Annotated in this window: 13 protein-coding genes; 6 read left to right on the forward strand and 7 right to left on the reverse strand. The window is 69.7% G+C overall.

Features of this window, described 5'->3' with window-relative positions:
• Positions 1–123: 123 nt before the first annotated feature.
• From QE438_RS11810 to hppD, 4 genes are all read right to left on the reverse strand, one after another.
• The gene (locus tag QE438_RS11810; RefSeq protein WP_306995444.1) at positions 124–735 is read right to left on the reverse strand and encodes a lectin; all 612 of its coding nucleotides are present in this window, start codon (positions 733–735) and stop codon (positions 124–126) included.
• A 701-nt stretch (positions 736–1,436) separates the two neighbouring features.
• The gene (hmgA, locus tag QE438_RS11815) at positions 1,437–2,735 is read right to left on the reverse strand and encodes a homogentisate 1,2-dioxygenase (protein ID WP_306995442.1); all 1,299 of its coding nucleotides are present in this window, start codon (positions 2,733–2,735) and stop codon (positions 1,437–1,439) included.
• A gap of 33 nt (positions 2,736–2,768) precedes the next feature.
• A complete protein-coding gene (locus tag QE438_RS11820) occupies positions 2,769–3,191 on the reverse strand; it encodes a DUF559 domain-containing protein (protein ID WP_306995440.1) in 423 nt (140 codons plus the stop codon).
• A gap of 114 nt (positions 3,192–3,305) precedes the next feature.
• Positions 3,306–4,415, reverse strand: a complete 1,110-nt coding sequence (hppD, locus tag QE438_RS11825; RefSeq protein WP_306995438.1) for a 4-hydroxyphenylpyruvate dioxygenase — start codon at positions 4,413–4,415, stop codon at positions 3,306–3,308.
• Positions 4,416–4,493: 78 nt separating this feature from the next.
• Between hppD and QE438_RS11830 the strand changes: the two genes are divergently transcribed.
• Positions 4,494–5,033: a MarR family winged helix-turn-helix transcriptional regulator gene (locus tag QE438_RS11830; RefSeq protein ID WP_130516372.1), complete on the forward strand. Its 540-nt coding sequence runs from the start codon at positions 4,494–4,496 to the stop codon at positions 5,031–5,033.
• A gap of 94 nt (positions 5,034–5,127) precedes the next feature.
• On the opposite strand, the gene QE438_RS11835 is transcribed toward QE438_RS11830, so the two are convergent.
• Positions 5,128–5,580 carry a DUF6265 family protein gene (locus QE438_RS11835; RefSeq protein ID WP_306995434.1) on the reverse strand — a complete coding sequence of 151 codons (453 nt, stop codon included), beginning with the start codon at positions 5,578–5,580 and terminating at the stop codon, positions 5,128–5,130.
• Between the two features lie 99 nt (positions 5,581–5,679).
• Here QE438_RS11835 and QE438_RS11840 point away from each other — a divergent pair, with 99 nt between their 5' ends.
• Positions 5,680–6,405: a DUF6597 domain-containing transcriptional factor gene (locus QE438_RS11840; RefSeq protein WP_309734286.1), complete on the forward strand. Its 726-nt coding sequence runs from the start codon at positions 5,680–5,682 to the stop codon at positions 6,403–6,405.
• A 182-nt stretch (positions 6,406–6,587) separates the two neighbouring features.
• Here the strand turns inward: QE438_RS11840 and QE438_RS11845 are convergent, their stop codons facing one another.
• On the reverse strand, positions 6,588–8,108 hold the full coding sequence (locus QE438_RS11845) for an oligopeptide:H+ symporter (RefSeq protein WP_130525058.1): 1,521 nt from the start codon (positions 8,106–8,108) through the stop codon (positions 6,588–6,590).
• A gap of 113 nt (positions 8,109–8,221) precedes the next feature.
• A complete protein-coding gene (locus QE438_RS11850; protein WP_130517588.1) occupies positions 8,222–9,091 on the reverse strand; it encodes a tryptophan 2,3-dioxygenase family protein in 870 nt (289 codons plus the stop codon).
• A 180-nt stretch (positions 9,092–9,271) separates the two neighbouring features.
• On the opposite strand from QE438_RS11850, the gene QE438_RS11855 reads away from it, so the two are divergent.
• The 4 genes from QE438_RS11855 (at position 9,272) to QE438_RS11870 (ending at position 15,464) form a co-directional block, all read left to right on the forward strand.
• Positions 9,272–12,808, forward strand: coding sequence for a Calx-beta domain-containing protein (locus QE438_RS11855; protein WP_306995429.1), 3,537 nt, complete (start codon positions 9,272–9,274; stop codon positions 12,806–12,808).
• Positions 12,809–12,984: 176 nt separating this feature from the next.
• The gene (gene pdhA / locus QE438_RS11860) at positions 12,985–14,064 is read left to right on the forward strand and encodes a pyruvate dehydrogenase (acetyl-transferring) E1 component subunit alpha (protein WP_130517584.1); all 1,080 of its coding nucleotides are present in this window, start codon (positions 12,985–12,987) and stop codon (positions 14,062–14,064) included.
• A 46-nt stretch (positions 14,065–14,110) separates the two neighbouring features.
• The gene (locus QE438_RS11865) at positions 14,111–15,115 is read left to right on the forward strand and encodes an alpha-ketoacid dehydrogenase subunit beta (protein WP_130517586.1); all 1,005 of its coding nucleotides are present in this window, start codon (positions 14,111–14,113) and stop codon (positions 15,113–15,115) included.
• A gap of 1 nt (position 15,116) precedes the next feature.
• Positions 15,117–15,464, forward strand: a complete 348-nt coding sequence (locus QE438_RS11870; RefSeq protein WP_306995427.1) for an SH3 domain-containing protein — start codon at positions 15,117–15,119, stop codon at positions 15,462–15,464.
• Position 15,465: the final 1 nt, after the last annotated feature.

The raw sequence follows: 15,465 nt of genomic DNA on the forward strand, positions 1-15,465 counted from the left end.
CTCCGCCGGGCGTTCCCGATGACCGGGTCGAAAGGCAGCGGAGCAAGCTCCGCTCTACAAAGTGGGCGCGCCCCGATCAGGAGGGACAATGGCCCCCACAGACACACCCTCCCACACTCCGCGTTACGCGCAGCCCTCGACGTAGTCGATCTGCGGCGGCAGGCCGACGCGCCAGCTGGTGACCACGCCGTCGGCGCCGGTCTCGAAGACCAGCTTCGCCCCGCCCTGCCCGTCCACGCTCAGGTACTTGCCGCCTTCGACGTACTTGTGCGGCATCGACTGCAGCTTGTCGCCGTACAGCGCGCGCAGCGCGGCCTCGTCCATGCCGACCTTGCCGCCGCCGGGCGCGACTTCCTTGGACGTGGTCACGTCGTAGCGGACGAAGTGATCGCCCTCGATCATGAAGGCCACGTCGGCCTTGTCGGTGGCCCACTTGGGCGTGAGCTGATAGCAGGCGCCGCCCTCCGAGGGCGTGCTGCTGTTGAGCTCGCCGCCCCAGGCCTGACGCGCGGCGTCGGCGGTGCTGCCCAGCTTCAGATCGCCATAGCCCTGCCAGGTGGCCGGCACATTGGCCTGGGGGTCCGCTTCGCCGGTCGCGGGCGGCGGCGAGGCCTGCGCCGGCGCGGAGGCGGCCGGCTCGGAGGCGGCCGGCGTGCTGGGCTGCGGCGTGTCAGCCGGCTTGCACGCGGCGAGGGTGAGGGCCAGCGCGGCAGTCAGGGGCAGCAGGGATTTCATGCAGGCGGGCTCCTCGAAGGCGGATATCGGTCCGCCCCAGCCTAGCGGGCGCCGGTGAATCTCACGCAAACCCGGACCGCGCCCGCACTTGCGCACATGCACGCCACCGGTGTCACCGCCGCTTCATGGACGCCACGCAGGCTGCGCGCGCCTCCCTCCGAGCCGCCTTCGCATGCGCCCGCGCAAGACCGACCAGGCCCACGCCGCCCTGCAGACCCATCGCGCGGGCCTGGACATGCGCCAGCGGCGCGTGCTGATCCTGGCCGATGGCCAGCGCAGCCTGGAGGCGCTGACCGCGATGCTGGGCGCCGACACGCCGTTGCACGTGGCCGCGCTGATCCGCGCCGGCTACCTGGGCCTGGCCGAAGAACCCGCTCCGCAACCGCGGCCTGCACACGCGCCAGCGGCGCCCGCTATGACCGCGCCTGCGGCGCACCGACGCTCGATGGTGGCCGCGCGTCTATACCTGCTCGGCATGCTCGAACTGCAGCGCCATCCCGACGCCCTGCGCCTGCACGCCCAGCTGCAGCGCGCCGCCGACGATGGCCTGGCGGTCCAGACCATGCGCGAGGCGCTGCAGCTGCTGCCGGCCCTGACCTCCACCGGCTACGTGCAGCGCATCGCCGACCGCCTGCGCGAGGTGCTGCCCGAAGACCAGCTGCACGCGCTGGAGACGCCGACGCCTGCCGCCCCGACAGGCCTCAGCCCGGCGGCTGGAAGTTGCGCTTCAGGCCTGCCCAGCACTGCTGGTAGTCACGCTGGCGGTGCGCGGCCTCCATCGCCTGACGCGTGGGCCGCAGCACCGCCCGCGTCTCGAACATGAAGGCCATCGTGTCGGTGATCACGTCCGGCTTGGACAGGTCCGCATGCGAGGCCTTCTCGAACGTGGCCGCATCCGGCCCGTGCCCGGTCATGCCGTTGTGCAGCGAGGCCCCGCCCGGCGCGAAGCCTTCGGCCTTGGCGTCGTATGCGCCGTGCACCAGGCCCATGAACTCGCTGGCCACGTTGCGGTGGAACCACGGCGGGCGGAAGGTGTCCTGCGCCACCAGCCAGCGCGGCGGGAAGATCACGAAATCCAGATTGGCCGTGCCCGGCGTATCGCTGGGCGAGGTCAGCACGGTGAAGATCGACGGATCGGGATGATCGAAGCTGATCGAGCCGATCGCATTGAAGCGACGCAGGTCGTAGCGGTACGGCGCCCCGTTGCCATGCCAGGCGACCACGTCCAGCGGGCTGTGGCCGATGGGCGCGCGCCACAGATGGCCCTGGAACTTGGCGATCAGCTCGAAGTCGCCCTCGATGTCCTCGTAGGCGGCCACCGGCGTCTCGAAATCGCGCGGATTGGCCAGGCCGTTGGACCCGATCGGCCCCAGCTCGGGCAGGTGCAGCGGCGCACCGAAGTTCTCGCACACATAGCCGCGCGCCTGACCATCGGGCAGCGTCACCGCGAAGCGCACGCCGCGCGGGATCACCGCGACCTGCTGCGGCTCCAGCTCGATCACGCCGAACTCGGTGGCCAGCCGCAGCCGGCCCAGCTGCGGCACGATCAGCAGCTCGGCATCGGCATCGTAGAACCAGCGCCCCGCCATATCGCGGTTGACCGCGTACAGATGGATGCCCACGCCGTGCTGCGCCTCGGCCGCGCCGTTGCCGGCCATGGTCAACAGGCCTTCGACGAAGTCGGTCGGCGCCTCGGGCAGCGGCAGCGGCGACCAGCGCAGCTGGTCCGGGCTGACCGGCCCCGGGCCGAAGCCGTTGTGGAAGTCGGGCGCCTGCTCGAACAGCGCGAAGCCGCCATGCATCGCCGCCGGCCGGATCCGATACAGCCAGCTGCGCCGGTTCTGCCCGCGCGGCGCGGTGAACGCCGTGCCCGACAGCTGCTCGGCATACAGCCCGAAGGCCACCTGCTGCGGCGAATTGCGCCCCACCGGCAGCGCCCCGGCGATCGCCTCGCTGGCGAACGCGTTGCCGAAGCCGGTCATGTACTGCGTCGCATTCATGGACCCACCCACCTGTCTACGTCTCGCGGCTCACTAAAGCCCCTCTCCCCCCGGCGACCGGAGGAAGTCCCTGTGGGAGAGAGGGGTTGGGGTGAGGGTACGTCCGTAGGCGAAATGCGAGATCGCCTCGACCACCGCCTCAACCTCCAACAACACCTCGTTGTCCCAGAACCGCAGCACGCGCCACCCCTGCGATTCAAGAAACGCCGTGCGTGCAGCATCGCGACCTTGCGAATGCTGGCCGCCATCCAGCTCGACGATCATCCTGCGCTCGATACAGCAGAAGTCCGCGATATAAGGCGGAATCGGATGCTGCCGCCGGAACTTCAGTCCTTCCAGCTGACCACCGCGCAGCTGCTTCCAGAGCAGCCGCTCGGCATCGGTCATCTCGCGACGTAACGTGCGCGCGTAGCGCAGCGTCCGCGTCGGCAGCGGTGGCTCGATGCGTCCTGGCATGGGCAGACGTCCTGTCTGGAAGCTTGCTGGAAGCATAGCGTCGTTCGCCATCTGGACTTCGCCGGACCCTCACCCCAACCCCTCTCCCACAGGGAGAGGGGCTCAAGACACGCCTTACAGCACGCCGCGCCGCATCTGGTCGCGCTCGATGCTTTCGAACAGCGCCTTGAAGTTGCCTTCGCCGAAGCCGTCGTTGCCCTTGCGCTGGATGATCTCGAAGAAGATCGGGCCGATCGCGTTCTGGGTGAAGATCTGCAGCAGCTTGCGCTTGCCGGTCTCCGGATCGGCGTCGATCAGGATCTTGTTGCGCGCCAGGCGCTCGACGTCCTCGCCGTGGTCCGGGATACGCTGATCGATCACCTCGAAATACGTCTCCGGCGTATCCAGGAAGTCCACGCCCGCCGCGCGCATCTGCTCGACCGTGGCATAGATGTCGTCGGTGAAGCAGGCGATGTGCTGGATGCCCTCGCCCTTGTAGATGTCCAGGTACTCGTTGATCTGCGACTTGGGGTCCGACGATTCGTTGAGCGGGATGCGCACCATGCCGTCCGGCGCGGTCATCGCCTTGGACAGCAGGCCGGTCTTGGCGCCCTTGATGTCGAAGTAGCGGATCTCGCGGAAGTTGAACAGCCGCTCGTAGTAATCCGCCCACTGCGCCATGTTGCCCGGGTAGAGGTTATGGGTCAGATGGTCGATGAAGGTCAGGCCGAAGCCCTTGGGCATGCGCTCGGCGTCCGGCAGCCACTCGTAGTCTGGGTCGTGGATGGTGCCGGTGCTGTCGTAGCGGTCGACGATGTAGAGCATGCAGCCGCCGATGCCCTTGATCACCGGCGCGGCCACGGCCTTGGTCAGCTCGCGCGGGCCGATCTGCTCGGCGCCGTTCTTCAGCGCCTGCACGCGGGCCCATTCGGCCAGCTTGTTGACCCGGATGGCGAAGCCGCAGGCGCTCGGCCCGTGCTCGGCGGCGAAGTCGGCGGCGAAGGAATCCGGGTCCTCGTTGATCAGGAAGGTGCAGTCGTTCTGCCGATAGGTGCTGATGGCCCGGGTCTTGTGCCGCGCCACCTGGGTGAAGCCGAGCTTGCGGAAGTAGTCGTGCAGCTGGCCGCCCTGGCCGGCGGGGGCGGCGAATTCGACGAATTCGAAGCCGTCGATGCCCATTGGGTTGTCGAACGTGGCAACCTGCGGCTTGGTCTGCGGGGCCTGGATGGAGGGCTGGGCGCTCACGGACATTTCTCCCACCTTGCAAAGGATTTGGCGACAGCATAGTTTCATTTGAAACAAGCTGACAAGCCGCACCGCACCATGAAGCAGCCCGACCCATTGCCACCGGCCCAGCCGCTGACCCTGCAGCTGGAAACCTTCGTCCCCTACCAGCTGAGCGTGCTGTCCAACCGCGTCAGCCAGGCCATTTCCGCCGAGTACTACCGCCGCTTCGGCCTGGTGATGACCGAGTGGCGCACGATGTGCGTGCTCGGTCGCTATCCCGGCCTGTCCGCCGGCGAGGTGGCCGAGCAGACCGCGATGGACAAGGTGGCGGTCAGCCGCGCGGTGGCGCGCCTGCTCGAACGCGGCTTGGTCAGCCGCGACATCCATGGCGACGACCGCCGCCGCTCGGTGCTGGCGCTGTCGGAGAAGGGCCGCGACCTGCACGACACCGTGGCCCCGCTGGTGCTCGAGTGCGAACGCCGCCTGCTCTCGGTCCTCGACGAGGCCGAGGTCGCCCAGCTGCACACGCTGATGCAGCGCCTGGCCGGCAGCGGCATGGACAACCTGCTGGCCGGGCTGAAGGACGCCCCGGTCAGCCCGGTGTCCTCGGCCGACCGCAACCCGCCGCTGGGCTGAGCGCGCGGCAACGCCGAGAAGGAAACGCCGCGGTCTCCCGCGGCGTTTTCGTTTCAGAAGACGCCGCATGCGCCCCGGGGTCCTGATCGCACCCTCACGGCGCGCAGCGGGTGTAGTCGAAGTCGACGCGCAGGGGTTTCCCATCCGGGCCCGGGCCTGCGATCCAGGCATTGAGGCGCTCGCCCTGGCGCCGATACTCGATCGTGTTGGGGAAATCGTGCGCGGGGTTGCCGAACCTAATCCAGCCCGGGCCGCTGGCCACCATGGGGAACACCGTCGCCGTCTCGCCATTGGGCTGGACGCGCATCGCCAGGCCTTCGCCCTCGCGCACGATGCGCATGAACTCGAAGGACTGCGTCGTCTCGCCCTTGCCGGTCCGCGACATCCCGATCAGCTCGCCTCCGACAGGCGCCAGCCACGCTTCCTCGATGACCCGCCCGGCCTCGCCCCCGCACCAGCGACCGGACAGCCACGCCAGGTCCAGTACAGCGGCCTGCGCAGCGCCCGACCACAGTCCCAACCCCACCACCATCATCGTCGCTGCCATCCGCATCTCGCACCCCCGTCCAGAAGATGAGGCGACCTTAGCGACGCTACGGCAGGCAAGGCTTGTAAAAACACGCGCGCGGCGGTTCGATGCCCAGCCATGCACTACGCCGAACACACGCCGCCGCCGGCGCTGCGCCGCTACGTGGACTGTCTGTGGGAGCTGCGCGACGCCACGCCCGACGCGGCCATCCAGACCGTGTACCCGGACGGGCGCTGCGAACTGCTGGCCGAGCTGGGCGTGCCCCTGCGCTTCCACGGGGCCGACGGACAGCTGCGGGCGGACCAGGCGTTCTGCTTCGCCGCGCAGCAACGCGGCCCCATCCGGCTGCAGGCCGACGGCCCGGTGCATTGCATCGGCGTGCGCCTGACCGCGGCCGCCAGTGGACTGGTCGCCGGCGAGCGCCTGCCGACCCTGCGCGAACAGGCCCCGGACCTCTACACCCTGGACCCTGCATTCGCGCAGCGCTTCGCGCAGGCGACCCAGGCCAGCGTCAGCGCCGGGACGCAACAGCCGCTGTGGGATCTGCTGCAGGTGTACTGCGCCGGCTTCGCGCTGGACCCACTGGCCGAACAGGCCGCCGCGCTGCTGGACAGCGCCGAGGGCGATCTGCGCATGACCGCGCTGGCCGACCGGCTGGACGTGTCCCTGCGCACGCTGCAGGCGCGCTTCCTCACGGCGGTCGGCCTGACGCCCAAGGAGTACGCGCGGGTGCGGCGCCTGCAGGGGCTGCTACGGACGCTGGATGGCGCGGCCTCGCCCATCGCCGAGGCTGCGCGGCGCAGCACGGCTACTGCGACCAGGCGCATGCCACCCACGACCTGACCCGATTCACCGGCATGACGCCGGCGCGGCTGGTGCGTGCGTTGCGCGGCGACCGCGATGGCGCCGATGCGATACGGCTGGCGGCCGCCTTCGTGCGTGGGCACGCGGGCGCCTGAAGCACCCGCCTCCATTCCCACACGCCGCCGCGAGCTGAGCCGCCGCGGCGCCGTGCGGACCGGGGCTTATTTCACCCCGTGCATCAGCTTGTTGACCAGCGGGGCGATCAGGAACAGCGCCACGCCGAAGCCGGTGAGGATCCAGAACCCCATCGTATAGGCGTGCTGCGCCGAGGCCACGGTCATGCCGCCCTCGCCGCTGACCAGCCCGGCGAAGATGCCCGAGAGGTTGTTGCCGATGCCGGTGGACAGGAACCAGCCGCCCATGCCGAAGCCGACCAGGCGCACCGGCGCCAGCTTGGTCACCATCGACAGGCCGATCGGCGACAGGCACAGCTCGCCCACCGACTGCAGCACGTAGACCATGAACAAGGTCCAGAACGGGATCTTGCCGGCGTCGCTGACCAGGGTGGACAGGGCGAACATCAGCAGCAGGAAGGCCGAGCCGTTGAACAGCAGGCCAAGGCCGAACTTGCGCGGGATGGAAGGATTGAAGCGCCCCATGCGCACCCACAGCCAGGCGATCAGCGGCGCCAGGGTGATGATGGCGATGGAGTTGACCGACTGGAACCACGCGGTCGGGAAGGTCCAGTCGCCGAACTGGCGGTTGACGATCTCATCGGCCAGGAAGGTGAAGCTGCTGCCGGCCTGTTCGAAGAAGCACCAGAACAGCACGTTGAACAGGAAGATGATCAGCATGGCGATCACGCGGTCGCGCTGGACCCGGCCCTCGCGGACGCCCTCGACCAGCAGCAGCACCGACAGCACGATGAACATCACGCCCAGCACCCAGGCCAGCGCGTTGGCGCCCATGGCCAGCAGGAAGTACACCACCGGCACGGCGAGCACGCAGCCCACCGCCACCAGCCAGGTGCGCCCCATGCCCTGCGCGTTGGCCGGCGGCGTGCCGATGCCGCCCAGGCCGCGGCGGCCGATGTAGAACCACACCAGCGACACCAGCATGCCCACGCCCGAGGCGATGAACACCATCTTGTAGGACGGCATGGCCTGGGTGCCGAAGACCTGCTCGGCCAGGTACTGGGTCAGCACCGGGGCGATCATCGCGCCGATGTTGATGCCCATGTAGAAGATGGTGAAGCCCGAATCGCGGCGCTCGTCCTTCAGCCCGTAGAGCTTGCCGACCATGGTCGAGATGTTGGGCTTGAACAGGCCGTTGCCGACGATGATGGTCGACAGGCCCAGCTGGAACACCTGGTGGTTAGGCACCGAGATCAGGAACAGGCCCGCGGCCATCACCACCGCGCCGAGCAGGATCGAGCGCTGATAGCCGATCACCCGGTCGGCGATGTAGCCGCCGAAGATCGCCGCCGCGTAGACCAGCGCCAGGTAGGCGCCGTAGGTGCGGCTGGCATCGGCCTGCCCGGACGCATCGCCGCCATAGAACTGCGCCACGATGTACAGGACCAGGGCCCAGCGGATGCCGTAGAAGGCAAAGCGCTCCCAGAACTCGGTCATGAACAGCATCCACAGCGGTCGCGGATGCCCCATCAGGTTGTCGAACTTCGGCGGATCGCCATTGGCCGGCGGCGCGGGCTCGAGCGTGGACCAGTTGGACTGGGCGGTCATGCGTCAGATTCCCCTCTTGAATCGTGCGTAGACAAAAAAACGCCCCGCGCGGGGGACGGCGCAGGATGGCCGCAGGCGGGTCATTGCGTCAAATGAAACCAATCGCGCCGGATTCAGGCTGACGGGCCTGTCAGCCCCACCACCGTGCGCACCTGGAACAGCTCGGGGAAGAACTCCAGCTCCAGCGCCTGCTTCAGAAAGCCCACGCCGGAGGAGCCGCCGGTGCCGCGCTTGAAGCCGATCACGCGCATCACCGTGCGCATGTGGCGGAAGCGCCACAGCTGGAACTGCGTCTCCAGATCGACGAAGTCCTCGGCCAGCGAATATTCGCGCCAGTAGCGGTCGGTGTCGGCATAGATGCGCTCGAACATCGGCAGCAGCGCCTCATCGCGCACGTGCGCGTGGCTGAAGTCGCGCTCCAGGTGCTGGGCCGGCACCGCATGGCCGAAACGCGCCAGGTAGCGCAGGAACTCCTCGTACAGGCTCGGCGCCTCCAGCGCGGCGGCCAGCGCGCGCTGGCCGGCCGGATCGTGCGAGAACACCTTGAGCATCGCCGCGTTCTTGTTGCCCAGCATGAATTCCAGCTGCCGGTACTGCAGCGACTGGAAGCCCGAGGACGGGCCGAGCACATCGCGGAAGCCCATGTATTCCGAGGGCGTCAGCGTCTCCAGCACCGACCACTGCTCGGTCAGCTGGCGCAGCACCTGCTTGGCGCGCGCCAGCACCTTGCGCGTCTGCCAGACCTCGTCGCGCCGCAGGTGGCCGATGGCCGCGCTCAGCTCGTGGATCATCAGCTTCATCCACAGCTCGGAAACCTGGTGCTGGACGATGAACAGCATTTCGTCGTGGTGCGGCGGCGCCGACAGCGGCTGCTGCGCGGCCAGCAGCTGGTCCAGGCGCAGATAGCCGCCATAGGTGGTGCGACCGGCCAGGTCGGTGTGGATGCCGTCTTCCAGCGGCCGCTGGTTGTCCTGGATCTGCATGCGTTCGGCCATCCCGAGGGGAGCGGCATGGTAGCGCCCGCACCGCCCCGGCATCGCCGGGTGTCACGGTGTCGCGGCCGATGGCTGTCATGCAATTTACTCAGGCTTCGTTCATAGTCCGGACGCGGGCCGGCGGAACCGGGCCCCATCCCCCGAAGCCTTGCCATGGAGAAGCCGTCGATGACGACGCGTTGGTCGCGCCTGCTGGCGCTTGCGATGTTGGGCCTGGGCGGCGCGCAGTGCGCGCAGGCGCAGGTGGTGATCAGCCAGGTCTACGGCGGCGGCGGCAACAGCGGCGCCACCTACACCAACGACTTCATCGAGCTGCACAACACCGGCACCGCGGCGGTGGACCTGTCCGGCTACAGCGTGCAGTACGCCAGCGCCAGCGGCACCAGCTGGGCGGTCACCGCGCTGAGCGGCAGCCTGCCCGCCGGCGGCTACTACCTGGTGCAGGAGGCCAAGGGCAGCGGCGGCAGCACTGCCCTGCCCACGCCGGATGCCAGCGGCGGCATCGCCATGTCCGGCACCGCCGGCAAGGTCGCCCTGGTGGCCAGCGCCACCGCGCTCAGCGGCGCCTGCCCGAGCGGGGCGGTGGATCTGGTCGGCTTCGGCGGCACGGCCAGCTGCTACGAGGGCAGCGGCCCCACCCCGGCGCCGAGCAACACCCTGGCGGTGCTGCGCGCCGGCGACGGCTGCACCGACGGCAACGACAACGCCACCGATTTCGCCACCGGCGCGCCCACTCCGCGCAACCGCGCCAGCGCCGCGGTGATCTGCGGGGCGGCCGGCACGCCGGTGCTGTCCATCGCCGACGCCTCGGGCGATGAGGGGGCCGGCCCGCTGGTGTTCACCCTGACCCTGAGCCAGCCGGCGCCGTCCGGCGGCATCGCGGTGGACTACGCCACGGCCGACGGCACCGCCACGGCCGGCAGCGACTACGTCGCCAGCAGTGGCCGCGTCACCCTCGCCGCGGGCCAGACCAGCGCCACGGTGTCCATCGCCCTCATCGACGACAGCGTCACCGAGGCCGACGAGACCTTCAGCCTCACCCTGTCCAACCTGTCCGGCGCGGCGCTGCTGGGCACGGCCAAGGCCACCGGCACCATCGTCAACGACGATCTGTCGCTGACCGCCATCCACGACATCCAGGGCGCGGGCATCGAGTCGCCGCGCAAGGGCGCGCTGGTCTACACCACCGGCATCGTCACCGCGGTCAAGAACGTCGGCTTCTGGATCCAGACGCCCGACGCCGAGGTCGACGCCGATCCGGCCACCTCCGAGGGCCTGTATGTCTACACCGGCAGCACGCGCCCGGCCGCGGCCGTGGTCGGCAACCTGGTGCGCGTGTCCGGCACCGTGCAGGAATACGTGCCCAGCGCCGATCCCTACCAGCGCCCGCTGACCGAACTCAGCGGCGGCGTCACCGCCACGCTGCTGGCCAGCGGCCAGGCGCTGCCGGCGCCGATCGCGCTGAATGCCTCGATGCTCACCGCCGGCGGCGGCCTGGACCAACTGGAGCGCTTCGAGGGCATGCGCGTGACCGTGCCGCAGCTGCGCGTGGTCGGCCCGACCGGCGGCTTCACCAACGAGGTCAACGCCACCGGCACCACCGACGGCCAGTTCTACGCGGTCATCGGCGACACCGCCCGCCCGTTCCGCGAGCCGGGCATCGAGGCGCCCACGCCGGTCTCCGGCGCCATCCCGCAGTGGGACGGCAATCCGGAAATCCTGACCATCGACAGCGACACGCTGGGCGGCGCCAGCACCGCGCTGGACCTGGCCGTCGGCGCGGTGGTCAGTGGCCTGACCGGCCCGCTGGACTACAGCTATCGCCACTACGTGATCGTGCGCGACCCGAGCGTGGCGGTGGACACCGTCGCCGGCCCGGGCCCGATGCCGGCGCGCGCGCCGAACGCCAACGAGTTCACCGTGGCCGGCTACAACATGGAGCGCTTCTTCGACACCACCGCCGACGGCAACGGCGCGCCGACGCTGACGCCCTCGGCCTTCGCCAACCGCCTGTCCAAGGCCTCGGTCGCCATCCGCGACTATCTGCGCCTGCCCGACATCCTGGCGGTGGTGGAGATGGAGAACCTGGCCACGCTGCAGAAGGTGGCCGACAAGGTCAACGCCGACGCGGTGGCGCAGGGCCTGGCCGATCCGCAGTACGTGCCCTACCTGCAGGAAGGCAACGATGTGGGCGGTATCGACGTGGGCTTCCTGGTCAAGACCGCCACGGTCGGCGCCAGCGTGGCGCGCGTGGAGGTCTCCGGCGTGACCCAGTACGGCAAGGACACCACCTGGACTGAGCCCTCCGGCGCCACCAGCCTGCTCAACGACCGCCCGCCGCTGGCGCTGGATGCGGTGGTGCACTGGGCCGACGGCCGCAGCTTCCCGATCACCGTGATCGCCGTGCATCAGCGCTCGCTCAACGGCGCCGACACGCTCGACGCCGCCGGTGAGCGCGTGCGCGCCAAGCGCCAGGCGCAGGCGGTGTTCCTGGCCGACCTGATCCAGGGCCTGCAGACCGACAACCCGGAGCGTCGCATCACCGTGCTGGGCGACTTCAACGCCTTCCAGTTCAACGACGGCTACGTCGATGCGCTGGGCACCATCACCGGGCTGCCCAGCCCCGATGCGCAGACCCTGGTGCCCGGCGACGGCGCCGACCTGGTCAATCCGGACCTGACCAACCTGGGCGAACTGCTCGCCGCCGGCCAGAACTACTCCTACACCTTCGGCGGCAGCGCGCAGACGCTGGACCATGTGCTGGTCAACGACGCGCTGGTGCTGGCCACCACCGCCTTCGGCATGGACCACGCGCGCATCAACGCCGATTTCCCGGAAGTGGCGCGCAACGATGCGACCTCGCCGGCCCGCCTGTCCGACCACGATCCGGTGGTGGCCTACTTCGAACTGGCGCCCAAGGCCGACCTGGCGATCACCGCCACGGCCGACGCCGCCAGCGTCGTCGCCGGCCAGCCGCTGCACTACACGGTCAACGTGCGCAACAACGGGCCCGAAGGCGCCAACGCCCCGGGCGTGGGCTTCTCGCTGGCCGGCGCGCTGCCGGACATGACGGTCGTCGCGCCGGCCGGCTGGAGCTGCGATGCGGCGCAGGTGGCCGACGGCATGACCTCGGTGGCCTGCAACAGCGCCACGCTGGACAACGCCGCAACGGCCGACTTCAGCGTCAGCGCGACCTCGGTGGCCAGCCAGTCCGGTACCGGCGTCACCCTGGCCGTGGCCGCGACCTCGCAGACCTTCGACCCGGACAGCAGCAACAACCAGGCCGTGGCCCAGGTGCAGGTGACCGCGCCGCCGACCGCCGATGTGTCGGTGTCCGTCGAAGGCCCGGCCAGCATCCGCGCCCCGCAGTTCTACACGCGCTATGTGGTGCGTGTGGCCAACGCCGGCCAGCCGGCGGCCAATGCGCAGGTGCTGATCGAAGGCAACACGCTGAACGTGCTGACGCTGATCGATCCGCCGCGCGGCTGGAGCTGCCGGCGCGAGGGCTCGCTGCGCAATACCCAGCTGCGCTGCACCACGCGCACGCCGCTGGCCGATGGCGCGCAGGCGGCGTTCCCGCTGTGGGTGACCACGGGCACGGCGCGGCGCGGATCCACGGTCCAGCTCGACGCGCGGGTGTCGACCACCTCGGCCGAGCGCGACACGTCCAACAACGGCACACGGTTTTCCACCGCGGTCAGGTAAGCAGGACGACACATCCCGGCAAAAACCCACGCGGCCCTTGATGGGCCGCGTTTTTTTGCGTGAAACGGGGTGAACGGGAACCGGTTGCTGCTGCGCTGCATGAAGGAAAAGCCGCACCGGGTCATTACCATGGCGCGGCTATGATGAAGTCCTCATTCCGCAAGACCGACGATGCCATGTCCCTGGCAGCCAGTTTCCAGATCGAATTCCTGCAGTACCTCAACCCCGACGGCACTTCCAACGGGCGCCCCCTGCCCGAACTGGCCAAGGACACCGGCCGGCTGGTCGAGCTGTTCAAGCAGATGCTGTTCGTGCGCGTGTTCGACACCAAGTCCATCGCGCTGCAGCGCACCGGCAAGCTGGGCACCTATGCCTCGTGCCTGGGCCACGAGGCCACGCACGTGGGCATCGGCGCGTCCATGCGCCCGCAGGACGTGTTCGCGCCCAGCTATCGCGAGTACGGCGCGCAGTTCATGCGCGGGGTGAAGCCGCGCGAGGTGCTGCTGTACTGGGGCGGCGACGAGCGCGGCAACGATTTCGAAGTCCCGCGCCAGGACTTCTCCTGGTCGGTGCCGATCTCCACCCAATGCCTGCACGCGGCCGGCGCGGCGCTGGCGTTCAAGCTGCGCGGCGAAGACCGCGTGGCGGTGAGCACCTGCGGCGACGGCGGCTCGTCCAAGACCGATTTCTACGCCGCGCTCAATTCGGCCGGCGCCTACCAGCTGCCGCTGGTGCTGGGCGTGGTCAACAACGGCTGGGCCATCTCGGTGCCGCGCTCGGCGCAGACCGGTGCCGAAACTCTGGCGCAGAAAGGCCTGGCCGGCGGCCTGTTCTGCCTGCAGGTGGACGGCAACGACCTGATCGCCGTGCTCGATGCGATGGACCAGGCCATGCAGCGCGCGCGCAGCGGCCAGGGCGGCACGGTGCTGGAGTTCGTCACCTATCGCCTGTCCGACCACACCACCGCCGACGACGCCCGCCGCTACCGCGACGAGGCCGAGGTCAAGGCCGCCTGGGAACGCGACCCGATCCCGCGCATGCGCGCCTGGCTGACCGCGCAGGGCCTGTGGGACGAGGAACAGGAAAGCGCCTGGAAGGCGCAGTGCGGGCAGCGCGTGGACGAAGAGGTCAACGCCTATCTGGCCACCCCGGTGCAGCCGGTGGAGGCGATGTTCGACTACCTCTACGCCGATCCGCCGCCGGAACTGTTGAAGCAGCGCGCCGACGCCATTGCCCGGGAGCAGCGCCATGGATGAGCACAAGCCGATGCCCGCGCACGAAGCGACCAGCGAGACCCACGCGATGCCGACCGTCGAGACCCCGGCGGCCACGCCGATCACCCTGATCGAAGCCATCACCCAGGCCCTGGCCTGGGAAATCACCCACGATCCCACCGTGGTGGTGCTGGGCGAGGACGTGGGCGTCAACGGCGGCGTGTTCCGCGCCACCGCCGGCCTGCAGAAGCGCTTCGGCGCCCAGCGCATCCTGGACACGCCGCTGGACGAGACCACCATCGCCGGCCTGAGCGTGGGCATGGCTGCGCAGGGTCTCAAGCCGGTGGCCGAGGCGCAGTTCGACGGCTTCGTCTACCCGATGGTCGACCACCTGGTCTGCCACGCCGCCCGCCTGCGCTACCGCACGCGTGGGCGCCTGCACTGCCCGATGGTGCTGCGCGTGCCGTGGGGCGGCGGCATCCGCGCCCCCGAGCACCACTCCGAGGCCAACGAATCCATCTTCACCAACGTGCCCGGCCTGCGCGTGGTCATGCCGTCCTCGCCGCAGCGCGCCTACGGCCTGCTGCTGGCGGCGATCCGCGACCCGGATCCGGTGATCTACATGGAGCCCAAGCGCATCTACCGCCAGTACAAGGAGCGCGTGCCCGACGACGGCGAGGCGCTGCCGCTGGACGTGTGCTTCGTCCTGCGCGACGGCTCGGACGTGACGCTGGTGAGCTGGGGCGCGCAGGTCAAGGAGGCGCTGGAGGCGGCCGACCAACTCGCCGCCGAGGGCATCAGCGCCGAGGTGATCGACGTGGCCACGCTGACCCCGCTGGACTTCGACACCATCGCCGAGTCGGTGGCCAAGACCGGGCGCTGCGTGATCGTGCACGAGGCGCCGCGCACGGCGGGCTTCGGCGCGGAAATCGCCGCGCGCCTGGCCGAGGAGTGCATGTACGACCTGCTGGCCCCGGTCGAACGCGTGACCGGGCCGGACACGCACATGCCCCTGTTCCGCCTGGAGATGAAGTACATGCCCAGCGCCCAGCGCGTGGTCGAGGCGGCCAAGCGCACGCTGGCACGCGGCTGACATGCGGCGCGCGCGCGTGCTGACCCGCCACCGCGCGCCCGATCGCGTGCCGGTGCGCGTGGCCCCGGGCGAGCGCGCGGTGCTGGGCGAGCACGACCACGAGTGGCCCGACTTCGTCTGGGCCACCTTGGCCCAGGGCCTGGGCGGCTGGATGCCGGCCGACGTGTTCCGCATCGACGAGGCCGGCGCCACGGCCCAGCAGGACTACGACACGCGCGAACTCGACGCCGACCCGGGCGATGTGATCACGCTGGAACGCCAACACGCCGGCTGGTGGTGGGCGCACGATGCACAGGGACGCAGCGGCTGGATCCCGGACCGCGCGATCGAATTGATTCAAGAGAGCTGAC

The organism is Pseudoxanthomonas sp. SORGH_AS_0997 (assembly GCF_031453535.1).
GTDB lineage: Bacteria > Pseudomonadota > Gammaproteobacteria > Xanthomonadales > Xanthomonadaceae > Pseudoxanthomonas_A > Pseudoxanthomonas_A winnipegensis.